General features: G+C 53.7%; 23 protein-coding genes. 16 read left to right on the forward strand and 7 right to left on the reverse strand.

Annotation, left to right across the window (positions count from 1 at the left end; translation table 11 throughout):
* The 13 genes from TH5_RS07615 to rfbC form a co-directional block, all read left to right on the forward strand.
* Positions 1 to 1,434: glycosyltransferase family 2 protein (locus TH5_RS07615; protein ID WP_147250063.1), on the forward strand; the 1,434-nt coding region annotated here is incomplete at its 5' end.
* Positions 1,431 to 2,276: a class I SAM-dependent methyltransferase gene (locus TH5_RS07620; protein ID WP_114121350.1), complete on the forward strand. Its 846-nt coding sequence runs from the start codon at positions 1,431 to 1,433 to the stop codon at positions 2,274 to 2,276. The genes TH5_RS07615 and TH5_RS07620, both read left to right, overlap by 4 nt.
* Positions 2,273 to 3,535 (forward strand): glycosyltransferase family 4 protein, encoded by a 1,263-nt coding sequence (locus tag TH5_RS07625; protein ID WP_114121351.1) that lies wholly within the window; start codon positions 2,273 to 2,275, stop codon positions 3,533 to 3,535. Before TH5_RS07620 ends, TH5_RS07625 begins: the two co-directional genes overlap by 4 nt.
* A 21-nt stretch (positions 3,536 to 3,556) precedes the next feature.
* Entirely contained in the window at positions 3,557 to 4,339 is a 783-nt protein-coding gene (locus tag TH5_RS07630; RefSeq protein WP_114121352.1) for a hypothetical protein, read from the forward strand.
* A 14-nt stretch (positions 4,340 to 4,353) separates the two neighbouring features.
* Positions 4,354 to 5,283 carry a dTDP-4-dehydrorhamnose reductase gene (gene rfbD / locus TH5_RS07635; protein WP_114121353.1) on the forward strand — a complete coding sequence of 310 codons (930 nt, stop codon included), beginning with the start codon at positions 4,354 to 4,356 and terminating at the stop codon, positions 5,281 to 5,283.
* Complete coding sequence (gene rfbA / locus TH5_RS07640; protein ID WP_114121354.1) at positions 5,280 to 6,251, forward strand: glucose-1-phosphate thymidylyltransferase RfbA; 972 nt, start codon at positions 5,280 to 5,282, stop codon at positions 6,249 to 6,251. Before rfbD ends, rfbA begins: the two co-directional genes overlap by 4 nt.
* Positions 6,244 to 8,436 (forward strand): glycosyltransferase family 2 protein, encoded by a 2,193-nt coding sequence (locus TH5_RS07645; protein ID WP_114121355.1) that lies wholly within the window; start codon positions 6,244 to 6,246, stop codon positions 8,434 to 8,436. Before rfbA ends, TH5_RS07645 begins: the two co-directional genes overlap by 8 nt.
* Positions 8,423 to 9,745 carry a glycosyltransferase family 4 protein gene (locus TH5_RS07650; RefSeq protein WP_062959706.1) on the forward strand — a complete coding sequence of 441 codons (1,323 nt, stop codon included), beginning with the start codon at positions 8,423 to 8,425 and terminating at the stop codon, positions 9,743 to 9,745. Before TH5_RS07645 ends, TH5_RS07650 begins: the two co-directional genes overlap by 14 nt.
* A 36-nt stretch (positions 9,746 to 9,781) precedes the next feature.
* Positions 9,782 to 10,972, forward strand: coding sequence for a polysaccharide pyruvyl transferase family protein (locus TH5_RS07655; RefSeq protein ID WP_114121356.1), 1,191 nt, complete (start codon positions 9,782 to 9,784; stop codon positions 10,970 to 10,972).
* Positions 10,973 to 11,071: 99 nt separating this feature from the next.
* A complete protein-coding gene (gene galE, locus TH5_RS07660; protein WP_114121357.1) occupies positions 11,072 to 12,070 on the forward strand; it encodes a UDP-glucose 4-epimerase GalE in 999 nt (332 codons plus the stop codon).
* A 99-nt stretch (positions 12,071 to 12,169) separates the two neighbouring features.
* Positions 12,170 to 13,375, forward strand: a complete 1,206-nt coding sequence (locus TH5_RS07665) for a polysaccharide pyruvyl transferase family protein (RefSeq protein ID WP_244204849.1) — start codon at positions 12,170 to 12,172, stop codon at positions 13,373 to 13,375.
* 83 nt (positions 13,376 to 13,458) lie between these two features.
* Entirely contained in the window at positions 13,459 to 14,649 is a 1,191-nt protein-coding gene (locus TH5_RS07670) for a hypothetical protein (RefSeq protein WP_114121456.1), read from the forward strand.
* Between the two features lie 11 nt (positions 14,650 to 14,660).
* Complete coding sequence (rfbC, locus tag TH5_RS07675; RefSeq protein ID WP_114121457.1) at positions 14,661 to 15,284, forward strand: dTDP-4-dehydrorhamnose 3,5-epimerase; 624 nt, start codon at positions 14,661 to 14,663, stop codon at positions 15,282 to 15,284.
* On the opposite strand, the gene TH5_RS07680 is transcribed toward rfbC, so the two are convergent.
* From TH5_RS07680 to proV, 6 genes are all read right to left on the reverse strand, one after another.
* On the reverse strand, positions 15,260 to 16,330 hold the full coding sequence (locus TH5_RS07680; protein WP_114121359.1) for an HD-GYP domain-containing protein: 1,071 nt from the start codon (positions 16,328 to 16,330) through the stop codon (positions 15,260 to 15,262). The genes rfbC and TH5_RS07680 overlap by 25 nt on opposite strands.
* Before the next feature lie 157 nt (positions 16,331 to 16,487).
* On the reverse strand, positions 16,488 to 17,507 hold the full coding sequence (locus TH5_RS07685; protein WP_114121360.1) for a quaternary amine ABC transporter ATP-binding protein: 1,020 nt from the start codon (positions 17,505 to 17,507) through the stop codon (positions 16,488 to 16,490).
* On the reverse strand, positions 17,504 to 18,370 hold the full coding sequence (locus tag TH5_RS07690) for an ABC transporter permease (protein WP_114121361.1): 867 nt from the start codon (positions 18,368 to 18,370) through the stop codon (positions 17,504 to 17,506). Before TH5_RS07690 ends, TH5_RS07685 begins: the two co-directional genes overlap by 4 nt.
* 204 nt (positions 18,371 to 18,574) lie before the next feature.
* Positions 18,575 to 19,591 carry a glycine betaine/L-proline ABC transporter substrate-binding protein ProX gene (proX, locus tag TH5_RS07695; RefSeq protein ID WP_114121362.1) on the reverse strand — a complete coding sequence of 339 codons (1,017 nt, stop codon included), beginning with the start codon at positions 19,589 to 19,591 and terminating at the stop codon, positions 18,575 to 18,577.
* 63 nt (positions 19,592 to 19,654) lie between these two features.
* Positions 19,655 to 20,758: a glycine betaine/L-proline ABC transporter permease ProW gene (proW, locus tag TH5_RS07700; protein WP_114121363.1), complete on the reverse strand. Its 1,104-nt coding sequence runs from the start codon at positions 20,756 to 20,758 to the stop codon at positions 19,655 to 19,657.
* Positions 20,751 to 21,956: a glycine betaine/L-proline ABC transporter ATP-binding protein ProV gene (proV, locus tag TH5_RS07705; protein WP_114121364.1), complete on the reverse strand. Its 1,206-nt coding sequence runs from the start codon at positions 21,954 to 21,956 to the stop codon at positions 20,751 to 20,753. The genes proW and proV overlap by 8 nt, the downstream gene beginning before the upstream one ends.
* A gap of 239 nt (positions 21,957 to 22,195) precedes the next feature.
* Here proV and TH5_RS07710 point away from each other — a divergent pair, with 239 nt between their 5' ends.
* The gene (locus TH5_RS07710; RefSeq protein WP_114121365.1) at positions 22,196 to 22,690 is read left to right on the forward strand and encodes a MarR family winged helix-turn-helix transcriptional regulator; all 495 of its coding nucleotides are present in this window, start codon (positions 22,196 to 22,198) and stop codon (positions 22,688 to 22,690) included.
* A 125-nt stretch (positions 22,691 to 22,815) separates the two neighbouring features.
* On the opposite strand, the gene TH5_RS07715 is transcribed toward TH5_RS07710, so the two are convergent.
* A complete protein-coding gene (locus TH5_RS07715) occupies positions 22,816 to 23,847 on the reverse strand; it encodes an ABC transporter substrate-binding protein (RefSeq protein ID WP_062949198.1) in 1,032 nt (343 codons plus the stop codon).
* A 356-nt stretch (positions 23,848 to 24,203) separates the two neighbouring features.
* On the opposite strand from TH5_RS07715, the gene TH5_RS07720 reads away from it, so the two are divergent.
* Entirely contained in the window at positions 24,204 to 25,037 is an 834-nt protein-coding gene (locus TH5_RS07720) for a 3'-5' exonuclease (RefSeq protein WP_097050392.1), read from the forward strand.
* 193 nt (positions 25,038 to 25,230) lie between these two features.
* Entirely contained in the window at positions 25,231 to 26,247 is a 1,017-nt protein-coding gene (locus TH5_RS07725) for a Fe(3+) ABC transporter substrate-binding protein (RefSeq protein ID WP_114121366.1), read from the forward strand.
* Positions 26,248 to 26,273 lie beyond the last annotated feature (26 nt).

Consider the following 26,273-nt stretch of genomic DNA (forward strand, 5'->3'; position numbering starts at 1 on the left):
GCGATGGCGCGTGGCGACACCAAGGCCCGCAAGGCCGCCCTTGAATTCCAGTTGCGGTGTCCGCTCTCAAGTCAGCGGGTAACCGGTGGCGGCGGATTGCCGAGCGGCGAGGTCGACCTTGCCGTAACCACGGCACGCGGCACCCTGATTGGCGGCTGGTATCGTGATCCGGCTGAAATGATTGCCGGGATCGATATTCTTGACAGCAAGGGAACGGCACATCCATTCGGCGAGGGTTTCTACCGTTATGCTGGTAATGTCATGGATGATGATCGTACCGTTTCGGCAACCGGTTTCGTCGGATTTTATCGAGAAATCCAAAGCCAGGTGCCGATCCTGCAGCCGCGCAGCTTGATGCGGCTGACATCTGGCAGCCGTCATCTGATGGTGCCGACCGCGCAGCCGATTGACCCGGCCGAAGCGCGCGCGCGCATCCTGCGTGCGGTTCCGCCGCAACATCTGACCGACGAGATTATTGAAAACTGCCTGTCACCGGTCATTGGTGATTTGCAGCAGAAGTTGCTGGCAGCAGCCAAGATTGACCGGACCATAGAGTTAGGTGAACCGCGCAAAGACCCTGCGGTTTCCATTGTCGTGCCCTTATATCGGGTCCTGGATTTCCTGCGCGCACAGGTTGGTGCTTTTGCGTGCGATCCTTGGATTTCGCAATATTGCGACGTGATCTATGTGCTTGATTCCCCGGAACAGGCCGAAGAATGCGAACATCTGCTTCGCGGGTTGCATCTGCTTTACGGCATGCCGATACGTCTGGTGGTCATGAGCCGCAACGGTGGTTATGCGCGTGCCTGCAATTCCGGGGCTGAACATGCCCGTGCGGACCTGATTGCAATGCTCAATTCCGACGTCATCCCCCATCAGATCGGCTGGCTGGAATTGCTGGCCTCGAAAATGGGTGGTCCGCAGGAAGTTGCCGCAGTGGGGCCGAAGCTTTTGTTTGAAGACGGTTCGTTACAGCACGCGGGAATGTATTTTGCCAAAAATGAACGCGGGCAGTGGCTTAACCATCATTTCTTCAAGGGGCTTCCGGACCAGTTCCCTGATGCCAATATCGAACGTTCCGTTCCGGGAATTACCGGGGCCTGTATGCTGCTGCATCGCGGTGCGTTCAATGACGTCGGTGGCTTTACCGAGGATTACGTGATCGGCGATTACGAGGACAGCGATCTGTGCCTCAAGATCCGCAAGGCCGATTTCGACATCAAATATGTCCCCGACGCCAGCCTCTACCATTTCGAGCGCAAGTCGATTTCAACCCACACGGATTACATGCTCGGCGTGGCGACACAGTACAACGCCTGGCTTCATGCCTCGCGCTGGCGCGACATGCTCGAAGATTTTCATGAAAACGATGTTCCGCAGAACCGGCCGCAAAACCGCGTTTCGGATGATGACGACCAGGGAGAAGCGGCATGAGCCAGGTTCTGGCATTTTCCAATCACGATGAACCGGTACTGGACGCCAAAGGCGAACAGCATCTTGACTGGCTTTGCCAGCAGATCATCGCCAATCGTTTTCTGCCGGTGCCACCTGAGGAAGCCGTTTTTGTCGGCGATGGTGACTATCGTGCCATCGGTGCCGAATTCCTTGGACATTTTGTGCGCCGTGCCGGGTTGATGCCCGATCACGATGTGCTTGATATCGGTTGCGGCATTGGCCGGATGGCGGTGCCTTTGACCCAATATCTTGATGCGGACAAGGCGATTTACGAAGGCATTGACCCGGTTGCGAACGGTATCGAGTGGTGCAAACGGACAATCGCGCCGGTTTATTCCAACTTTGGCTTCCAGACACAGGATGTCAAAAACGCGTTGTATAACCCTGAAGGATCTATTGGCGGGTGTGGCATGCGGCTGCCTTTTCAGGACGGTGCATTCGATTTCACGGCAATGATCTCGGTGGCAACCCACTTGCCGCCTGAAGAAATCGAAACCTATTGCACCGAGGTGTTCCGCGTGCTGCGCCCGGGCGGAAAGCTGTTTTTGACAGCATTTGTCATCCGTGATCCAGAAGAGCTGTCAAAGCCCGGTTGTGACCCACGTTTGACCAGTCTGGAAAAACTGGAAAACCAGCCGTGCTGGCATCTCAAGGGTGAAAACCCGATGGCGGCTGTGGGCTTTGATGATGGCTTTATTGACGGTGCGATGCGTACCGCCGGATTTAGCCTGATGACAAAAAGTTTCGGAACCTGGCACGGTGATCAGGCCGATCATTACCAGGACTTCCTGATTGCAGAAAAACCGCGGAGGAAAGCATGAATCCCCGTATCATGGTTCTGGCACATAATCATCCCGATTTGCATCCCGGCGGCACCGAGATTTTCGCCCACGATCTGTTCAATGCCTATAAGCGGGCAGGGTGCGAAGCCATTTTCGTTGGCGCGACCAACGATATCCATCGTGAACGTCGCCCGGGCACCAGCTTTCAGGCGATCAATGATGCCGGTGATGAAATGCTGTTCTGGGCGGGGCATTTTGACCGGTTTAACATGTCGCAGACGGATCTTTATGCCGTCGCGCCGAATTTTACCGAGCTCCTGAAAACCTGGGATCCGGATGTGGTGCATATCCATCATCTGATTCTTTGGGGGATCGAGTTGCCGATGCTGATCCGGCGCGTTCTGCCCCATTGCCAGATCGTGATGACCTTGCATGACTATTATCCGATTTGCCCCAACGACGGGCTGATGATCCATCGAGGCACCCGTCAGCGTTATCTGGAAGCGGACCGGATTGGCAAACGTTGTGGGCTTGATGGCATTGCGCCGGAACGGTTTTCAATGCGGACGGTCAATCTGCGCAACCACCTTCGCATTGTTGATCGCTTTCTCGCACCCAGTGCATTCCTGCGTGATCGTTATGTCGATTGGGGAATTGACCCGGCAAAGATCGAAGTCATCCACAATGGCCGTCCGCCCGAACCCTCAGCACCAAAGCGCGATCTGGGCACAGGCATGCCGAATGTGTTTGGCTATTTCGGCAACCTGAATCCTTGGAAAGGGGCCGATGTCCTGCTGGAAGCCAGTCAGAAACTGGCTGCCGATGATGTTGATTTCGAACTGCGCATTCATGGTGCGGCGCCGTTCCAGACGGTTGCCTTTAATGAAAAGATTGATGGTCTTTTCGATGCGACGGGCACGAAAGTTCACCGGATGGGTGCTTATGAACGGGCTGATATTCCGGAATTGATGTCACGGGTCGACTGGGTCGTTGTGCCGTCAATCTGGTGGGAAAATGCCCCGCTGGTCATTCAGGAAGCTTTCCAGCATGGCCGCCCCGTCATCACAAGCGGCATCGGTGGCATGGCGGAAATGGTTCGTGACGGGCATGACGGCATTCATGTGCGTGCTGATGATCCGGCTGAACTGGCCCGTGTGATGAAGGACTGCGCCACCAATCCGAAACTCTGGAAGAAGCTGTCGGGGCATGTGCGCCCGCCAGCCGGTATCGACGATGTCGCGCAAAAGCACCTTGTGCTGTTTCGCAAGATGATCCGTCCCGATTTCGTCGCGGCCTGACACAGATAAAAGGAGGCATTCATGGCGATTGCCCAGAAAGACCTGACAGAAACGTCTGCAAAACCGGTTGCCAATGATGCGATAAAAAACGATGCCGAGCAGGCGATCCCGACAATCGAGGGACGCGTAGACGCGATTGACCGCGAACGTCTGTTTGGTTGGGTGTGGTCTCCGGAACGTCCGGATGCACGCATTGAGGTTATCGTGCGTTTGAACGGGCATACCCTGTTGCGCGTGAAAGCCGAAAACGAACGTGTCGATCTGCGTCGTAATGGTATTGGCGATGGTGCGCATGCCTTCGAGGCCGAATTGCCCGAAGCAGCGTTAGCCAGCGTTGAAAATGTTACCGTTTTTGCGATTACACCGGAAACCGGTGATCAGATCGAGTTGCGTATTCCGTCGCAAAGCGAACAGCAGGCACAATCAGCTGTTAATGCACCACTTAGCAAGATTCTGGACCGGCTTGATCGGCTGCTTGCGGCCCAGCACATTTTGCAAAACGGTCAGCGCGAAGCTGCCAAGCGTCTTATCGATACATCCAAGCGTATGGATCAGATGGCATCTGCTGATGACGGGATCGAAGCCGGTGTAAAACTGGTTCGTACCGGGCAGGAGGAATTGAACCGTCGTGTCGAGGAACTCGAAGTTTTCCTTGTTCGCTTCGATAAGTCACTTGGCGGCTTTGACGAACGGCTTTCCGCTCTTACCGAGCAGCATCGCAACGACCTTAAAACGCCGCTTTTGGTTCTGTCCTGTCTGATCGGTGTGACAGTCGGGATTTCCATCGGCGCGATGGTGTGGTGAGGCAGGGTATCGTCATGACACTCATTACCCATCCAGCTTTGTCTGAACTTGCTGAACGACGCTATGTGTTGTTGCTGGGCGGTTCTGGTCGTCTTGGGCTTGAATGTAAAACGTGCTTACGCGAACTTGCTATTCCGTTCTGGGCACCGGTGCGTTTGGAAATCGACATGGGCAATCTGAATGGGATAGCAAAGCTTCTCGCGACCACCCCGCCTGCCGTGATTATTAACGCGGCGGCCTTTACCGATGTTGATGCTGCAGAAACCCAGCGTAGCGAAGCGCGGCAGATCAATGCCGATGTACCCTCTATTCTTGCGGAAATTGCAAGCAAACTCGGCATTCGCCTGATTCAGATTTCAACTGATTTCGTGTTTTCCGGTCAGGCAGGCCGTGCTTATCACGAAGAGGATGAACCGGAGCCGATCAACTGGTACGGAGCGACCAAACGTGCTGGCGAACGTGCCGCCCTTATGGCAGCTCCGTCAACCATCGTACTCAGAACAGCCTGGTTGCATGGCAATGGGCGGCCGAGTTTTGTTCATGCATTTGCGCACAAACTCGCCAATGGAGAACGGATCAGGGCAATCGCCGACCGGTTTGGGTCACCAACTTCGGCGCACTCTCTTGCAAACCAAATAGCTTTGATTTGCAAGAGCATGTTTGATGGTGACGATGTGCCGGGCGGGATTTATCACGCGGTGGGCAAAGGATCGGCTAGCCCGTTCGAGATTGCCCATGCCATTGCGGGTGAACTTGATGCAGATGTGAGCCTTATCGCTGCAAGCAGCGCGTCAGAGCAGCCTGATATTGCGCCGCGGCCTGTTTATGCGGTTCTTGATTGCCAGAAGATTGAAGAAATCCTCGGTCTGTCTTGCGAGCACTGGCAGGACGGTCTTTCCCATACCATTCAACAAGCCGGTATACGCGGCAGGAGGGTTGCGTGAAGGGCATCATTCTTGCCGGTGGGACCGGTTCACGACTATGGCCGATTACCCATGCAACCAGCAAACAGTTGTTGCCGGTTTGGGATAAGCCGATGGTTTTTTATCCGCTCAGCACACTTATGCTGGCAGGTGTTCGCGACATACTGATCATCACAGCCAAGGGCCAAACCGATGCGTTCGTGGGATTGCTCGGGGATGGTAAACAGTTTGGTATCAATCTGACCTACGCCGAACAGGACGCACCAAACGGTATTGCCGAAGCCCTTTTGATCGGGCGGGAATTCCTGAATGGTGAACCTTGTGCTTTGATCCTTGGTGATAATCTGTTCCACGGCGACAGCTTGGGCGAACGACTGCGCAACGCAGCCAAACGTCACACCGGTGCGACGGTGTTTGTTCATGCCGTGCGCGATCCGGAACGCTATGGTGTGATGGCATTTGATCCAGAGGGTCAACCGCTTGATATCATTGAAAAGCCGTCCAATCCGCCATCCAATCTGGCGGTGACGGGGCTCTATTTCTTTGACGCGACTGCGCCTGACCGTGTTGCCGATCTTGTGCCATCCGCACGCGGCGAGCTCGAAATTACCGATCTTAACCGCAGTTATCTCGAAGACCGTGAACTGACCGTCGAGATGCTTGGCCGCGGCTGCGCGTGGCTTGATACAGGGACACCTGCAAGCCTGCTTCAGGCGGCACAGTTCGTTTATTCGGTTGAAGAACGTCAGGGTCTTAAAATCGGAAGCCCGGAAGAAACCGCATGGCGTTTGGGCTGGATTGATCGCGATGCATTGACCCGCAGCGCCGGCTTCAGCGCTGCAAGCGATTATGGCCGTTATCTCAACGATATCGCGAGCAGTCGGGAATTCTCGGCACCTTCGTTTGGAATGACATTGTCGTCTGACAGGGGCGAGCTGTTTTTCAATTCACAATCACAACAAATGACAAGGAGGGCAGGGCATGACTGAACCGTCTGGAATGCCGCTGGACGGCAGGACCGTTGTGGCTGCTTTGGTCGATGACGGGCTTGCACTTATGGCTGGTGTCGGAGCCGCAATGCCGGCGACAATCGATGTATTCCTGAACGGTCAATCTGATGCCAAAGTTCAGGCATCGATCATCAGCTGGCGCCGTGCCGATGGCCCGCTTGAAGCTGCTTATGGGTTTGTTGCACTTCTGCCAATGCAGAATGTGTCGCAACGCCGCTTGAAAACGGCCCTGTTCAAAGCACCGGGACAACCTGGAGAATACCGGATTGAAAGCCGATCCCAAGGGCTTGAATCCATTTTGTCTGCAGTCGCAGAACAGTCAGGGTCGGCTTTTGCCACAGTGATTGATGGCGTTATCGAAGCCCTGCTTGCGGGCAATCCTAACATGAAGCGTCTGCGTACTGTGGCGGCTCTTGTTCGAATTGCTGCGCGCAGCAATGGTTTTATTGAAGTTCTTGGCGGTCTGGAAGAAGGCGACATTTACATCCAGGGCTGGTCCAGCAACTTCCCTACCGGGCGTACCCGCGTTATTGCAATTGACGAAGGCCCGGTTCTGGCCGAACTGACGAGTGCCGAGTTCGTGCGTGATGATCTTGGTGAGCATGCCACAGGCGTTACAGGGCTTATGACCGGCGATACCCGGATCAATCCGAACAAGCTGCAACGCGTCTATTTCCGGGGGCGTGACGGCTGGTTTTCGATCGAGGTTTACCAGCAACGTGTGCTGGTTGCCTTGCCCGACGTGCCTGCACATATTCGTTCTGTTCTTGATCGGGTAAAGGCACCCGATAATATTCTTGAACAGATCCGTATGGCAGCCCATCGATTTGACGGACGCGATACTGTTTCTGAACTGGATCGGCCTGTACGCATCGGGATCGACTTTTCGCTGGTAATCGAAGGCAGTGGCATTCTGGTATCCGGCTGGATGCTGGATCCGGACCTCGCGGTTGAAACCGTCATGCTGCGTGTCGGTGGTGAAGCGGTACGCATTGATGATCGATGGACCCGCCAATCACGTCCTGATGTCACCAATGCCTTTGTCAATGATCCAATGTTCTCGGGGCTTAATCCGGCACGTAACAGCCATGGTTTTCTGGTGTTCTGTCCGCTGGAAGATATCCCGGCATCCGATCAGCCGGTTTATCTGGAACTGTCCATATCCGACGCGTTTCCCGCCTACTGTCCGCTGAATCCAACCCGTGCATCGGCGCGACAGGCTTTGTCGCGTGTTTTGCCGTCCCTTGATCCGCGTTCGGTCACGGCCTCAAACAGTATCGAACGCCAGTTTGGCCCGATGTTGCAGAACATGACGGCGCAAAGCCCGTTTGCCATTGATACTCACGATATCGGCAATTTCGATGAAGACGCGCCGGTTGCCCTGATAGTTGGTGTTGACGATACGATTAGCGATATCGGTGTGACCATTGCCTTGCTGGGGCTTGATGAAGTCACGCGTCATCTGCCGATTGTGATTGCCGGACCCGCTGAAAGCTTTGATCAGGTCGGAAGCGACATGATGCGACTGGCAGCCTTTTACAAGCTTAATGTCCGTATCGTATTTGCCGAGGGTGTCGAAGATTTCTGCGACGCGCTTGAAGTCGGGGTTGCCGCAACCAATTCCGAAACGATTGCCCTTGTTTCTGCACATATCCTGCCTCACGACACGGGATGGTTCGAACCTTTGCTTGCCGCCTATCGCAAGCGAGGCAGCAAATGCGTCGTCTGTCCGACGATCCTGTTTGAAGATGACTCTGTCCGTTGGGCAGGCACCTGGATCGAGGGCGATGTCGACGGACAGTATCTGTCGGATCGTTATGTTGGCTATCCGCGTGCGGTTCTTGCCGACGCCGAACCGACAGAGGTCAGCGCCGGAACCCCGGAATGCTGCGTCATGCCGCGCAAGGCATTCGAAGACATAAACGGTTTTACCCGTGGCTATATCGGCCCGTCGGAAAAGGGGCTCGACCTTGCGCTGAAACTGCGCATGGGCGGAACGGCGTCGTGGTGGATTCCTGAAATCGAAGTACTGGGGAGCGAACAATCGATAACAAGCGCCCCCGCCTGGGAGGAACTTTCGCATCGTCTTGACCGCTGGGCGTTTGATCGCCGGTGGTCATTGGTCGTCTCAAATTTGCGGAGCCACAATCATGCCGTCGACTGACCTGCGTGTCCTCATCATTTCGCACGGACATCCCAGCATGTCGCTGGGTGGGGCCGAAGTGGCCTCGTACAACCTGCATAAAGGTTTGAACGAACTGGACGGGGTGGAAAGTTTCTATCTGGCCCGCGTCGGTCATCCGGTGCCGCGCCATGGTGCATCGGCACTGATGAGCCTGCGCCAGAAAGACAACGAAATCCTGTATCACGCTGAAAATTATGATCATTTTTTGCTATCGAACGGGAATACCGATGAAATAGACCGCGATTTGCTGCGGTTCGTACGTGATTACGAGCCCGATGTGGTGCATTTCCATCATTATCTTGGTCTTGGGCTTGAGACGATCTATGCGATCCGCGAAGCCATGCCGGATGCGGCGATCTTCTTTACCTTCCACGAATTCCTGACGATTTGTCACAACCACGGGCAGATGGTCAAAAGTGGTGGAACGAAGCTATGCAACCGGGCCAGCCCGATTGAATGCAATGGCTGTTTCCAGAATATCTCGCCGGCATCCTTCCTGCGTCGGGAACGGTTCATCAAGGCGATGCTTAATCTGGCTGACCATTATGTTTCGCCAAGCGATTTTCTGGCTGACCGGTTTGTCGACTGGGGGCTGGATCGTGACAAGATGTCTGTGATCGAAAACGGCCTGGACGTGAAGGAAGCGGCAAACACACGCCCGTTATCCAAGGCACAGCCGCGCCGGTCGCGGTTCGCATTTTTCGGGCAACTGACCATGTTCAAGGGGGCCGATATCCTGCTTGATGCGGTGGGGCGGGTACCTGATGACATCTGGGGTGATGATGCCCGCATGATGATCTTTGGCGGCAACCTTGAGCGGCAACCTATTGAATATCAGGAAAAAGTTCACGACCTGATCGAAAAGGCCGGAGAACGTGTCCGGTTCTACGGTGCGTATCAGAACAGCGAAATGCCCAAACTGATGGAACTGGCCGACTGGACGATCATTCCGTCGATCTGGTGGGAAAATTCCCCGATCGTGATTCAGGAAGCCTTCTTCCACGGGCGACCGATGATCTGTTCGAATATCGGTGGCATGGCTGAAAAAATCACCGACGGCGTCAATGGCCTGCATTTCCGCGTCGGTAGTGCCGAAGACCTTGCCGATCGTCTTGTTGATGCCCTTACCGACAACAAAATCTGGGATCGGATGCGCGAGGGAATTCCGCGCCCGCCGACCTATATCGATTGCGCCGAGCAACATCTCGCGCAGTACCGGGAGGTTCTCGAGACCCGCCCGATGTCTGTGACTCCTGTGTCGCAGCACTCCGTCGCCAGCACGGCATAACGATAATCAGAAGTCACCTAGCCAAGGAGAAACACTATGGCGCGCGTTCTCGTAATGATTCCATCGGGCGAAGTCTACGACCACGACAGCGTCCGTTGGTACAATTATCAGCAGATTCAACGCTATATCGATCACTACCATAACATCGGCGATGCGTTCGTATATGATTCGTCGCTGAAACTGATGAATTTTGAAAAGCTTGGCGTTGTCGAGATTGCCAACCCGGATATGGCCCAGATCGACAAGCTGCGCGAGGAATATGACTATGTCTTCCTGCGCGGGTCGAACTACATCCATTCCCAGATGGACTGGCGCAACACCATCGAGGTACTTGAACGTTTACGCCTGCCGGTTCTCGGTTTCGGCTTGGGCGCTCAGGCCCCGGTCAAAGGCAAGATCAATCTGTCCGAACAGACGAAAACCGTTCTGCACATGATGGCAGATTCAACCACGTCTATCGGGGTGCGTGGTGCCTATACCGCGCAGGTTCTGTGGGATATCGGCATTCGCAATGTGCGTATTGTCGGTTGCCCGACTGCTTTCCGTTCGAACAATCCGAACATGCGGATCAACTTGCCGGAACTTGATACCGTCAAGAATGTGGGTATCACGCTTCGCCGCGAAGTTTCGTCGTCCTACGCGCAGAATATCGAACGTTATTTGACCTTCCATCGTGATCTGGTCAAGGACCTCGCGCACCGGTTCGATAATGTCACACTGATGGCACAGGGTGAGCCCGAAGAAAAGAAACTGGTCTTTGGCACCGACGAACAGAAAGAACAGGCCATTGCCGAGCTGCGTGGCAATCCGAATGTCGGCAAATGGTACATGGATGACGAGATGGAACGCCTGTATCGCTCCAAGATGTTCTATTCCGACGTGGTTGCCGATTACGAAAACCTTGTACGTCAGAAAGACTGTGTTCTGGGTTATCGCCTGCACGGTAATCTGATGGCGCTGTCGAACGGTGTTCCGTCGATCTATTTCACTTATGACAGCCGCACAGTCGAATTTGCCGAAACCTATCAGATCCCGTCCTATGACGTGTTCTCGAAGAAGGAGTTCGTGCTCGAGGATTACTGGAATCAGGATTTGTTCGACAAATTCAATCGCGCCTGGTTCCAGACCTACCGCGAGATGGCAACGTTCCTGACGGAAAACAATATCGATCACAAGATGGTCGATGTAATGACCCGTGACGCTCAGCCCGAGCGCAAGGTCGCCTGATCAAACCCGGTGCAGTCATCCCGCACCGGTATCGGGCGGGATGACTGTGCCACCACAAGCATGTCCGAAAAAGGATAGCGATAACAAGGAGACACGGCAATGACTGTACTTGTAACGGGTGGCGCAGGTTATATCGGTAGCCACGCAGCGCTTGCACTTCTGGATGCCGGGCGAAAGGTCGTCGTCCTCGATAACCTCAGTCAGGGGCATCGCTGGGCTGTTCCGGCCGGGGCTGCCTTTGTCGAAGGTGACTGCGGTGATTATGAACTGGTTCGCAAGCTTGTTGCGGATCACGATGTCACGGCAATCATGCATTTTGCCGGATCGATCATCGTGCCGGAATCGGTGGTTTATCCGCTTGATTATTACTATAACAACACTGTGAATTCCCGTGCTCTGGCACAGGCTGCTGTCGATGCTGGCATCCGGCATTTCATCTTTTCCTCGACTGCGGGTGTTTACGGTGAACCCGCCAAAACCCCAATCCTTGAAGATTTCCCGTCAAAACCGATTTCGCCTTATGGCACGTCGAAAATGATGACGGAAAAGATGCTGGCCGATGCATCTGTTGCCCATGACATGAATTATGTCGCGTTGCGCTATTTCAATGTTGCCGGTGCCGATCCCGAAGGACGGGCAGGGCAGACATCACGCAAGGCGACCCACCTGATTAAAATCGCCAGTCAGGCGGCAACAGGTGTCCGTTCGCATCTGGAAATCTATGGTGAAGATTATGAAACCCCGGATGGTACCTGCATTCGCGACTACATCCATGTTTCCGACCTTGCCAATGCGCATGTGCTTGCGCTGGAATATCTGGAAAATGGTGGTGAAAGCGATGTGATGAATTGCGGCTATGGTCGTGGTTTTTCAGTCAAGGAAGTGATTTCAGCGGTCAAGGAAGTATCGGGTGTCGATTTCCCCGTCAAACTGGCTGAACGTCGTCCGGGTGACCCGGCGGCCTTGATTGCGGGCGCGGATCGTGTTCGCGAGAAACTCGGTTGGGTTCCGAAACATGATGATCTTGAAATGATTGTGCGTCACGCCCTTGATTGGGAAGAAAGCCTTAAAACCCGTCAGGTCGTTGACGCCGCATAAGACCCAAGCGCCAGGAAGGGAGGAAACGTCCATTACGAGCAAGCGGTTCAGAAGGACTGAAAAAAAACGGCCCGAACCGCCACAGCAGGAGTACCAGACATGAGCCAGAAAAACCCCTCAACTGGCCATAAACCTCGTATCGGCGTTCTCATGCCGGCAGGCAGAGTTGTCGAGAATTTAGGAGTGGTAACACATAACTTTGGTTCGCCCGAAAAATCGACGCGTCATTTCAGCAATATTGGTGATTGCTTTGTTTATGATTCGTCTCTGCGAATTCTTGATTACGCTGAACTGCAACCCATTTACGCCCCGGCCAGCGGCGACCTGACACCGGCTCAGGTTGAGGATATCAATCAGCTCGACTACATCTTTTTGCGCGGGTCGAACTATATCCATACCAATGGTCAATGGGATCCGATCACACGTGTTCTGGAGCAGACCAAAGTTCCGGTTATCGCATTCGGGATCGGTGTGCAGACCCCTGATAATTCGGAAGAATATGTCAATGAATCGACCAAACGCTTTTTGCAGGTCGTTTCGCATCGTTCAACCACTCTTGGCGTGCGCGGCCATCTTTCGAAGAAGGCGCTGAATTCGATCGGGATCAAAAATGTCCGTATTTTCGGGTGTCCTACGGCATTTCGGCACTGCAAACCGAAACTGACCCTGCCGCGTCTCAAGTCGACCGATATCAAAAAGCTCGGCTTTACCCTGCGGCGCAAAACACCCAGATGCGTCATGTTCCAACGGTATCTGATCCGGACACTGGCCGAACGATATCAAACCGAACTTCTTTGTGCTGGCGAGCTGGAAGAAAAGGCGATCTTCTATGCGCGCTGCAACCAGATTGCCAATGCGGATGAAGTGATGTCAAAGGCCGTCAATCAGCTCATCACGGAAGGCTGGTTATACGGTGAAACAGATCCGTTATTGCAAATTTATAAATCGTCACTCGCAGTATTCGAGACGGTGGCCGATTTCGAGGAAGCCGAGCGGCATCTTGATGCTGTGACCGGGTTCCGTTTGCATGGCAATCTTCTGGCGCTCGCCAATGAAGTACCAGCCCTTTACATCACCTATGACACGCGGACCCGCGAGTTTGTCAAAACGCTTGGTATTCCGCATGTCGACGGTCGCTATATCGACAAATTTTCCTTCGAAGAAGCATGGGATCAGGCAGATTTCGGCCATTTCGAGGAAACCTACCAGATGCGGTTTGGCGAACTGAAAACCTTCCTTGAAGAGAACGGCATGGCGCATCGCCTCGGCACTACCCCGACCCCTTATGTGGTTGAGGCGGCGTGATCAATGCTGCGTGGGCATGGCCGGTTTCCTAGTTCCGGTCATGCCCGGTCTTCTTTTCATCTTGTATGGCTATGGATGGGCAAGTGTTAAACAGATCGCATATCCGTTACGTGACGATCCTGATTGCAACCGTGCTGTCAGGTGGCGGCATCCTTGCATTTTCATCACCGAATTCTGCGGCGTTTGAACTTACTGTTACCGGGCCGGAGAAAGTCATTTTTGATAGCGATGTTTCCGGTTGTGATTCGCACCATTTGCCAGATGCTCCCGCGCGCGCGTTTCGTGATGACAGGGGGCGCATGATCCTGTTTGCGCCAAATTTCCAAAACCGTGCTTTTGTTGGTTACGGCTTTGACAGTCTGAAACCCGATTGCGACAGCCGGTTCATGGCCGCAGGGAAAGCGCAGCCTGATCTTTTGGATGATCGCACCTGGATCCATGCAATTTACACCAACGATGGCAGAAACGTTTACGCACTCGGCAGTGCCAGTTTCATGCCGTATCGTCACGAAATGCCCTGCAAGGGACGGACAAAGCGGATTGATTGCTGGATCAATGGATTGGTGACGCTGAAATCGACCGATGGTGGAAAAACGTTCGACTATCTTGGCCAGCCGCCGCATCACGCACCTTTCCCTCCGCCGGAACCGTATCGGGATGATCGGAAACGTGCACCAAGCTATGTGACGGTGACCAACATCATCAACTGGCAGAATTACCTTTATGCGATTGTCTGGCGTCGCGAGGAGGAATGGAAAAACTCTCGCAATTGTCTGGTGCGTGCACCAGCAAACGATCCGTCAAGTTGGCAGGTATGGGATGGCAACGATTTCATTGATGCAGCCCGTCTGACCGATCAGGGGTGGCAGGTAAAGCAAACCGATTGCGCGCGCGTCGGCCCGAGTGGCATTACGTCCATCCGTGGATTGGTCCGGCATGAAGGAACAAATACCTTCATCGCGATCTATCAGCACCGTCAGCGCAACAAGGACGGCTCGGATCGGCACGGAATGTTTTATTCGACATCGCCGGATATGAAAAACTGGTCGGAGCCCAAGTTTCTTCTGGACGAAGATCTTGATCCCGACGCCGGGCCGGGGGACCCGTTTGCCGCCTATGCCACCATGATTGACGAAGATAGTCAGGATCGGCTTTTCAGTACTGTCGATGACGAGGCCAGCCTCGTTTTCGTACGTTTGATCCCAAAGCCCCATAACGGCAAATGGCGGGTCCCGCGGCAATTGGTGCGGTTTCCCGTTTCGATTACAAAGTAAAGGACAAGGCCATGGAATTTGATCGTTTTGATATTGATGGCCCGGTGCTGTTTGTGCCGAACCGTCATCGTGATCCGCGCGGGACATTTGCCGAGACCTTCCGTGAAGACGAATTTCGTGCGGCAATTGGCGATGTAACATTGGTGCAGGAAAACCAGTCCATCAGCAAACCGATCAACACCATTCGGGGCCTGCATTATCAATCCGAACCGCGCGCGCAAGGGAAGCTGGTGCGCGTGACCACCGGGGCGATCATGGATATCGCTGTAGATCTGCGCCCTCATTCGCAGACTTTCGGGCAGCATATCAAGATCGAGCTGTCCGAAGAAAACTGGTATCAGTTATGGATCCCGCCGGGATTTGCGCATGGTTTTCGCACGATGCGTCCCAATACGACCGTGATTTACAAGGTATCGGATTATTACAGTCCCGAGCATGATCGTGGGATCGCCTGGAATGACCCTGATCTTCACATTGACTGGGAACTGTACGGGCAACAGCCGGTATTATCGGAAAAGGACAAAGATCAACCAGCACTGGTCGAGCTGTTTTCGATAGATGTTGCCCGGGCTGCGGAGGCGCACCGGGCGATGGTGCATGATATAGGGCGTTATCGGGCTTCGACGGGCGACTGATAAAGCGGTGCCAGGGCAATCAGGCTTTCATCCGGAGTTTGCTGAATGGAATTGACATTCTTTTCCAGTGTCCTGCCCAAGGCATGGACGAGAACCATTTCCAGTTTGCCGTCATTGGCCATTTGTAAAAGAATTGCCAGTGATTCCGCGACGGTAAAGGGTTCCTTGTAGGTGCGACGTTCCAGCAGAGCGCCCATAATGTCACAGATGGTCAGAATACGCGTCAGATCGCGAATTTGGTCACCTGCCAGACCGTCAGGATACCCGCTGCCATTCAGAAATTCGTGATGATGCAGGATTGCATCCAGAACATCTTCGGCAATGCCGTCCTGCTGGGCCAGAAATTTGTATCCTGCCCCGGGATGGGTGCGGATGACATCAAACTCTTCTGCTGTCAGCTTGCCTGGTTTATCAAGGATTGACGCAGGTATATCCACCTTCCCGATATCATGCAGCAGTCCTGCGGTCGTCAGTTTTTCAATATCTGCCTTGCGCATCCCCATATTGGTCGCAAATGCGCAGGCCAATCCGGTTACGATCAGAATGTGCTGAAATGTCGTATGGTGATAGGCCCGTACAGTGGATAGCCATTCATTAACGCCAATATTGCTAATGGTCTTGGCGATTTCTTCGCCGGTTGCCGCAACCTCGCCAAGATCAACCGGTTTGTTGGCGGTAAACCGGGCGAAGGTATTTTCAAGTGTTCTTGCGGCCCCGTTGACGGCCTTGCTGGCTGTCGGGCTGAATATCCCCGCCGTTTCACGGATGTCTTCGATGATCTTTGCCAGTCCGGCATCGCCAAGCGGCTTGTGGATCGTCTTGCGTGCGCCAAGTGTGGTTGCCTGCAATTCTTCCTGCAGGTTGCCTTTTGTAATCGCGAAAATCTGTTTGCACCGGGTAGGGGCGGCCTTGCGGAATGCCGCAAGCTTAGCGATGTTTTCACCGTTGCCAAGGTCGACATCAAGCACGATGGTGTCGGCATCCAGCGGAATTTTATCTGCCATTGATGATGTGCGGATGTCGAAGCCAAGCAGGGATGCCGGCATCAAATCAGTGCGATCTCTTTCGCAAACGACATGCAGTATATTGGGGGTGCCGGTGTTCAATTTGTGGCCATAACAGTGGTTTTCGCCTGATCTTATCTTTGATATTCGTTTGAATATAAGAATTTTATCAAGCAATTATAAGCCACTAATTACAAAATTATGCCGCCAGCGCGGCAATCACCTGTTCCTTGCTCAATATCCCGATTGGTTCCTTTTTGCCATTGATCACGGCCATTGATCCGCCTGTTGCCAGCGCCACAGGCAGAATATCTTCAAGGCGCATATCACCGGTAATCTCGGGCCAGCTTGCATTAACTTCACCGCCATTGACCAACGGTTGCATCAATGTTTTGGCGCGCAGCACACGCGATCTGTTCACATCACGGGTAAAGGCGCGGACATAATCATCAGCGGGACGCATGATGATTTCTTCGGGCCGACCGATCTGGATCAGTTTGCCATCCTTCAGGATCGCAATCCGGTCGCCCAGTTTAAGTGCCTCGTCCAGATCATGGGTGATAAACACAATGGTTTTGTGAAGCTCGCCCTGAAGCTTCATCAGTTCATCCTGCATATCATTGCGGATAAGGGGATCAAGAGCGGAAAATGCCTCGTCCATCAAAAGGACTTCGGGGTCCGTGGTCAACGCACGGGCAAGGCCGACGCGCTGCTGCATGCCGCCTGATAACTGATCGGGAAACTTGTCCTCATATCCGGCCAGGCCGACCCGTTCGATCCAGTTGCGTGCCGCATTCTCGCGCGTGCTGCGATCCACATCCTGAATTTCGAGGCCATAGCCGACATTATCCACCACACTGCGATGTGGCAGAAGGCCAAAGCGTTGAAATACCATGCCAAGCCGCTTTCGCCGGAACGCATTCAGCTCATTGATGCTCATGGCAAGGATATCGGTGCCGTCAAAAAGCACTTCGCCGGATGTCGGGTCAATCAGCCGGTTAAGATGGCGGATCAGAGTTGACTTGCCAGACCCCGAAAGTCCCATAACCACAAATGTTTCACCGCGTTCGATAGAAAGAGACACATCATGCAGCCCGACCGTATGGCCGGTTTGGGCAAGTATTTCATCCTTGTCTGCGCCGTCTCGTGCAAGCTTTAGCGACTTTTCTGGATCGGGGCCGAAGATTTTGAAAATATTGCGGATTTCGATATAGCTCATGATTTTCCCTCCGCCTTGTGGCTGCGATGTGATCGCTTGCCATAGGCCTGACCGATCCGGTCAAACACAACCGCCAGAAGCACAATCGCGATGCCTGCTTCCATGCCCGCACCGACATCAAGGCGCTGGATGCCCATCAGTACCTGTTCGCCAAGTCCACGCGCGCCGATCATGGATGCAATCACCACCATCGAAATCGCCATCATCGTCGTCTGATTGATCCCGGCCATGATATTGGGCAGCGCAAGGGGAAGCTGTACTTTCCACAGAATTTGCCTGCGATTGGCCCCGAATGACCGGGATGCTTCAAGTACCTCGGGATCAACAAGTCTGATGCCAAGATCGGTTAGTCGAATGACCGGCGGGGCTGCGTAAATCACGGTGGCAAGGATTGCCGGAACCTTTCCCAGCCCAAACAGCATCAGGGCAGGGATGAGATACACAAAACTCGGCATCGTCTGCATGGTATCAAGGATCGGCAGCATCACAGCGCGCAGGCGGTTTGACATTGCCATGGCAATTCCGACCGGAACACCGATGATAACGGAAAGGGCCGTGGCAACGATCATCAGGGCAAGGGTCTGCATCGCCTTGTCCCAAAGCCCCAGTGACCCGATGGCGACCATCGCAATCGCAAGCCCTGCGGCAATTTTCCAGTTGCGACTGGCATGAAACCCGATCACGGCGATGGCAATCACAACGATCCACCAGGGAGTGCCGCGCAGGATCTGTTCCAGCCAGACCAGTACTGTCAGCAGGCTGTCGGCAAATGCTTCGAACGCGTCGCCATAATTCACCACCAGCCAGTCGACAAAGCGATTGACCCATTTGCCCAAGGGCACATTCAATTGTTCTGGAAACATCGTGCACGTCCGGCCGGTTGTGTTCAGAAAACCAATGAACGTAGGAGCCTAGCAATATGATCCCGCCAACGCACGATTAAATACTTGGGTGCCTGACATCTCCTGACAGTTTTGTGTAAAGGTACTCAAAAGAAAACAACCCGCACCAAGGGTGCGGGTTGTTCCATTCGTCATCGAATGCACATTTCGTGATCTTCGAAACGATTACATCGCTGCTTTGCGTGCTTCTTCAAGCCAACCGTCGAATTTCGCCTGATTTGCCTTGATCCAGGCATCGGTATGGCGGTTGATGTCCTCGGCCGATTTTTCGCCATCGCGCATACGAAGGTTCTGGGCCGAGATATCGTTGGCCGACAGTTCCATGATTGCAAACAGTTTCGCCGCAGCCGGGTTTTCTTCTGCCCATGCCTTGTTGGCGATGATCTGCTGGTTGTTCACCTGGAAGCCATAGTTCGAACCATCCGGAAGGGCGGTGTCGGCATCCTTGTTTTCACCCGGAAGGGATGAGAACGGAACCTGCAACCAGGTCACGTCTTTACCCGGAACCAGAACCCCCGAAACCCAATACGGGGTCCAGGTGTAATACAGGATCGGTTCGCCGGCTTTGTAGCGGGTGATGGTATCGGCGATGATCGCGGAATAGGAACCCTGATTGTGGGCAACCGTCTCACGCAGGTCATAGGCATCAAGGTGATGCTCAATCACACCTTCACAGCCCCAACCCGGGTTGCAGCCGGCAAGATCGGCTTTGCCATCGCCGTTATTGTCAAAAATCTTGGCAATTTCCGGATCGGACAGCTGGCTGATATTGGTGATGTTGTATTCATCAGCAGTTTTCTTGTCGATCAGGTAACCCTGTAACGCGCCCGGTGAGTACACACCTTCGCGATAGATTTTCTCGTCACCACCGGCTGCCTTGTAGAAATCGGCATGCAGCGGATTCCAATGATCGGCCAAAAAGGTTGCATCGCCATTGCCTATGGCAACATGGCCTGCGGCGTATTCGATTTCCTGGATGTCCTTGACGTCGTAGCCAAGCTCTTCAAGTGCCTTCATCACCAGAACGGTCTGGAATGTTTCTTCGGCAATCGAGCTTTTAAGCGGTTGAACCTCAACGCCTTCACCCGGCTTCATATCGTCGGCGAATGCAGCGCCGCTGATCAGAAACGAGCTGGTCACCGCAATCGCGGCACCTGTGGAAAGTTTCTTCAGGATCGTCATTAGCTTCTCCTTGTTGGTTGATAGGGGCCGTTCTCTGCCCTTGTTTTCAAACCGGCGTACCGGTTATTTCTTGCCCATAAGGGAACGGATAATTGCGGCCGGCCCGCTTTCGTACCAGTGACGGGTGCCCTTGCTACGCTGGTCCTGACCAAGGGCCTGCGTCATGCGGTCCAGCACGATCGCCAGAAGCACGATCCCGACACCGCCAACCGTGGCGAGGCCCATGTCAAGGCGACCAATGCCGCGCAAAACCATCTGGCCAAGGCCACCAACCGCGATCATCGATGCGATCACCACCATCGAAAGGGCGAGCATCAAGGTCTGGTTCACGCCGGCCATGATTGTCGGCATGGCGAGCGGAAGCTGGACACGGAACAGAAGCTGTTTCGGGCTGGCGCCAAAGGAACGTGCTGCTTCCACCAGATCGCCGGGCACCTGACGGATACCAAGGATGGTCAGGCGGATCAGAGGCGGCAGGGCAAAGATGATCGTCACGACCACGCCCGGCACATTGCCGATACCAAACAGCATCACGATCGGGACAAGGTAAACGAATGCCGGTGTTGTCTGCATCGCGTCAAGAATGGGGCGTGCGGTATTTGCCGCCCGTTCATTGCGCGCCAGCCAGATACCGGTCGGCAGCCCTAGAACCACACAGAACAGAACCGATGTGATAACCAGTGATAACGTCACCATGGCCTCTGACCATGCACCGATCAGGCCAACGGCAATCATTGAAATCAAAGTGCCAATCGCAAGACGGCGACCGGCCAACTGCCACGCAATCAATGACAGAATCAGAATGACAACAATGGCCGGTGTTGCCAGCAGCCCGGTTTCGACACCTGAAAGGACTGCATCAATCGGCCAGCGGATCGCCTGAAAGACGCTACGGAAGTTATCGACAATCCATTCCAGTCCATGATTGACCCAGATATCAAGCGGAATGACCGCATCCTGAAACGGATGGAGGATATCAAAATGATGTTCCGGGGCAGGGGCGGCATTGGAAAGCCAGTCGCCTGCCGTATCAGAAGCGCTGCTGCCCCACGGGTTGGAGGCACCACTCTGGGCAGCATCGGCAGCCCCCGATGTGGTTGCGTCTTTTGCGGCGTCTGCCGCGCCGTTATCGGTGGCGGCACCCCATGGATTGCTGTTATCAGCCATTTGCGCCATCTCCTTCGCGGTCGAGAGTCGCCAAAAGATTGGCCCTGTTGATTACGCCCAGATATTTGCCGTTTTCATTGATGACCGGTACGCCACAAGGTGTATGGGCTACGGTTCCGATCAGATCGGAAAGCTGTGTGTCATGGGCAACAGCGTCGATATCAGGCAGGAACGCTGCGGAAAGTTTGTCAGCGCCTGATTTGATTGCCTTATCGACGCTGTCGACGGAAATAATCCCGTGAAAATCAAGTTTGTCACCAACGATATAGCCATATTCGCGGTCTTCGTTGCGCAGACGGTTAAGGGCGGTTTTAAGACCAACGCCTTCGCGTTCGATCACGGTGACCTGACGTTTGACGACGATATCCTTGGCCGTAAGAATTGTGGATACATCAACACCGCGGAAGAACGATTTGACATAGTCATTGGCCGGATTGTTCAGGATTTCCTCTGGCGTTCCGACCTGAACAACAATGCCGCCTTCCATGATTGCGATCCGGTCACCGATGCGCATCGCTTCATCCAGATCGTGCGAGATAAAGATGATGGTGCGCTTGTGTTCACGTTGCAGGGTCAGAAGTTCGTCCTGCATTTCGGTCCGGATTAGCGGATCAAGGGCGGAAAACGCTTCATCCATCAACATGACAGACGGGTCATTGGCAAGAGCGCGGGCAAGGCCAACGCGTTGCTGCATGCCACCGGAAAGCTCGTCGGGGTATGAATTCGCCTGTGCTTTCAGCCCCACCTGATCAAGCGCGTTCAGGGCGCGTTGGTGGCGTTCTTCCTCGGCAACCCCGGCCAGTTCAAGGCCAAATGCCGCGTTGTCGACGACGCTCATATGGGGCATCAGGGCAAAGGACTGGAATACCATGGACATATCCCTGCGGCGTAATTCGCGCAGTTCCTCATCGCTCATGGCCGCTATATCTGTGCCGTCATAAAGCACCTGGCCCGATGTCGGCTCAATCAGGCGGTTTAACAGGCGAACCAGTGTCGATTTTCCGGAGCCCGAAAGCCCCATCACAACGAAAATTTCACCCTCGCGGACGGTAAAGCTGGCGCCACAAACACCGACGGTTTGTCCGGTTTTGTCAAAAATTTCGGCTTTGTCGATCCCGTTGTTGATCATCTGCATGGCTTGATCGGGACGGTCGCCAAAGACTTTATAAAGGTCCTTTACAACGATTTTATCGGTCATTGGCCCTTGTCATTTGTTGTTATCGGACAACAGGCGGCGTGTATCCCGGGTTCCGGAAACCGCGCGATGCCATCCATTGAAAATGTCATGTCGAGACAGGTGTGATCGTTGCGCCGGATCGCGCCTGCTCCCCCAATTTCGTCACATTCTGTAATCTGATAGTTACAGATCAAAACATTTGATGTCAAATTATAATGGCGCTAAGTTGGGCGGATAATATGACAGGGAGGATTGCGCACATGATCTCGGATCAGCAGAAAAGACGCGAGTTTCTCGATGTTTTGGTTGCTCTACGGCAGATCATTCGTGCAACCGATCTGCACTCAAAACATGTGATGAAGGTTTGTGGTCTTACGGTTCCGCAGCTCGTCGTGCTTCTGGCGATCGAGGAACTTGGTGCGGTGACCGTCAAGGAGATCTCCCGTCATGTATCGCTGAGTCAGGCGACCGTAACGACGATCCTGAACCGGCTGGAAGGACGCGGTTTTATCGAGCGTGCCCGAAATGCCGATGATAAACGGGTGGTCAACAGCCGTTTGACTGACAAAGGACTTGCAGTTCTAAGTAATACGCCGCCGCTGATGGATGGTGAATTCATGCAGCGTTATGAAAGACTCGATCAGAACGAACGCAGCCGTATCCTCGCATCACTGCAGCACGTGGCCCGTCTGATGGATACCGAAGAAGTCGACCCCAGACCGCCGACCGGATGGGATCGGATCGGTTCTCCGTGAACTAGATGACAAGACGGCCCCCGGAACCGGTAGCAAACAGGCAGTAAAAAGGGGGCAGATCGAAACCTGCCCCGTGATCGATATCTAAAAGATCGCACAGCGATCAGGTGTTGCTACCTGTGTTGTTAAAGCGCAGCTTCAACCCGTTCTGCGACTTTCTCCGGCACCCATGCTTTCCACACGCCCGGCTTTTCTTTCAGGAAATAAAGGGCCGCATCTTCGGGTTTTTCACCGTTTTCCTGCATATAGGCCAGCATTTCCGAAACCATGGCGTTGCTGGTTTCATAATGCGTCAGGAATTCGATCAGTTTGGGGGCTGATTTCATGAATTCCGTATTCACCCCGACTGTGACCGTGCTTTCCGGATAGGCTGTGGCCTTTGTCGGATTTTCATCCGTTTTCAGCTTGTCGAAAATTGCCTGATCATATGCAGGTTCTTCAAGGCGATAGCTGTCATAAAGACCCATCACCCAGGTCGGTCCCCAGTAATAATAAAGTGCCGGTTCACCGCGCTTGTGCGCAGATGCGATTGCTGCGGAAAGTGCGGCACCGGTGCCCGGTCGGAAGTTGGTGAAACTGTCATTCAGGCCATAGGCCGCGAGTTTCCCCGAATTGACCTTTTCGCACACCCAGCCTGCCGGGCAGTTATAAAAACGGCCCTTACCCGGTTCTTCGGCATCTTCGAACAGACTGGCATATTTCGGCAGGTCATCGACGGATTTCAGATCCGGTGCCATCGGCTCGATCCCGCGTTCCTTGTCACCTTCGATAACGTAACGCGGCACGAACCAGCCTTCGACGGCGTCATCGAAATTCACACCTATCTGAGTTACATTTCCGGCGGCTTCGGCCTTTTTCCATGCGTCAGCGACGTTGTCACGCCAGATTTCCATGACGACATCGATGTCACCTTTGCCCGCACCGGTCAAAAGCGGAATGACGTCACCGGGCAGGGCGTCGGTTTTACATCCGTAGCCCTTTTCAATGATGAAGCGTGCAACCGCGTTATGGAAAAGCGCGCTGTCATAATTCAGTCCGGCGAACATCACCGGACGGTCGATCTCGCAACTGGCATCCTGTGCCTGTGCGCTTGTGTAGGTAGAGAATGCAAGGCCAGCGGCCATAAGCATTGCGGCTCCGGTAGGCAGGATGTTCATCACTTTTCCCTTTGACTATCTTCTACGGTCCGGAAGCGCATCAAATGCAATGTCCGGCGGTTGAATGCCGCCATGTCACCAGTGGTTGTGTGCTCGATCCCCTGACTGGACTTTGCCCCTGATACAGGTGGTGTGAAGTTTAACCTTGGGGTCAAAGGTGACGCAACCCTGCTTGCCGACATTTGCCAGACTTGTGATGTGCCATAATGATTTGAAGTCTAAACTGCATCTCCTGACAGCTGTGTCAGGAGATGTCAGTGCGGATGTGATTGCGAGGATGAATTTTGCCCGGAAGTTCGTGAAACTTCTGCCAAGCATGTTTATGCTGCGCGAAACGCATTTCTGCCGGGGGCACCATGACACATGACAGTCTGTTTGTTTTTGATATCGAAACCGTTCCCGATATCGATGTGTTGCCGCAACTGACCGGTGAAACCGCACCTGATCCAGTGACCGGGCGTGAAATGCTTGAAAAATATCATCTTGATATCACCGATGGCCGGAACGGCTTCCCGCGCCAGCCGTTTCACAAGGTTGTTGCCATCAGCTTCCTGCGCGCGACGATACAGCGTGATGGCAATCTGGAAACCTACGAGATTGAAGAACTGCGTTCCGGTGGCGATCTGACCAGCGAGGAAAAGGACCTCGTGAACGGCTTTTTTGCCTATTGCGGTAAACTTTATCCCAGACTGGTCAGCTTCAATGGACGCGGGTTCGATCTGCCGGTTTTGAAGTATCGTGCTATGAAGCATGGTGTGTCTGCGCGCTGGCTACATCAGTCGGCGAATAAATGGGAAAATTATACATCGCGTTATGCGCCGAACTGGCATTGTGATCTTGCCGAAGTTCTTTCCGACTATGGGGCATCTGCAAGAACCAAAATGAACGAGGTTTGTGCCGCCCTTGATCTTCCCGGCAAGACCGGCGTTGACGGCAGCAAGGTCTCGGATATGTATGACAATGGCGAAATCGAAGGCATTCGTCGTTATTGCGAAACCGATGTTCTGAACACCTATCTTCTTTATCTGCGCTATGTGCTTCACACCGGTCTAAGCGACCATGACGGCTATAATCATGCTATCAATCTGACCGTTGCATGGCTTGAAGAACGCGCAGGTGATATTCCAGCCTATCAGGAATTCCTTGATGCCTGGAAAAGCGCAAGTAAGGGTTCGTTCAACCTGCTTTAGGTTGCATTTTCCGGCTTGCCGCAATCTTTGGGATCAGGTCGATATTTCTATATGTGAAATACATCACATCGCCGGGTTGAATTAGGGTGATCTCTGTTGAAATCGCGGCGCAGGGCGCTTAATTGCATCTTTGCATTTGCAACTGATTTGCAGATGCATGCGGATTTCATGGATTTCAACGGGGAACGTTCACATGGACATCAGAAAGATTATTTGCGGTACGGTGTTGGGAGCCGCCACCGTTGCTGCTACGGCTGCGTCGGCACAGGAAGTTAACGTTTATTCCTTGCGTCAGCCTTTTCTTGTAGAACCGCTGTTTGAAAGCTTCACCAAGGAAACTGGCGTTAAGGTCAATGTGATCTTCGCCGAAAAAGGTCTTGTTGAACGCATCAAGCAGGAAGGGGTCAATAGCCCGGCCGATGTTCTGATGACGGTCGATATCAGCCGAATTCAGGAAGCCGTTGATGCGGGTGTTACAGAGGCCGTCGACAGTGATGTCCTCGAAACCAACATTCCGGCCCATCTGCGCGATGAAAACGATCAGTGGTTTGCCCTGACCCAGCGTGGTCGTGCGCTTTATGCCTCCAAGGATCGTGTCGCTGAAGGTGAAATCACCACCTACGAAGATCTTGCTGATCCGAAATGGAAGGGTCGCGTTTGCACTCGTCCAGGCTCGCATGACTATAACGTTGCCCTGATTTCCTCGATGATTGCCCATCATGGTGCCGAAGAAGCCAAAACGTGGCTCGAGGGCCTGAAAGCAAACCTTGCACGTAAGCCACAGGGCAATGATCGCGGTCAGGTCAAGGCGATCAAGGAAGGCGAATGCGATGTTGCCATCGCCAATACCTATTACTATGGCAAGATGCTTGATGATCCGGAACAGCGTGCATGGGCTGAATCGGTAAACATCGTTTTCCCGAATCAGGATGGTCGCGGCATGTCGATGAACATTTCCGGCATGACCCTGATCAAGGGTGCACCGAACAAGGAAAACGCTGTCAAGCTGATGGAATTCCTTTCGGGTGACGAAGCGCAGAAAATCTACGCCGAAGTGAACTATGAATATCCGGTCAAACCGGGTGTTGAATGGTCCGACTATGTAAAGTCGTGGGGCACCTTCAAGGCTGACGAACTTCCGCTGGCCGAAATCGCCCGTCTGCGTGCCGATGCGGTTCGCATGGTTGATCAGGTCGGCTACGACGAATAACTGAATTTTCGTTTTTCGAATAATTC

Source organism: Thalassospira xianhensis MCCC 1A02616, assembly GCF_003326475.1.
GTDB classification, from domain to species: Bacteria; Pseudomonadota; Alphaproteobacteria; order Rhodospirillales; family Thalassospiraceae; genus Thalassospira; species Thalassospira xianhensis.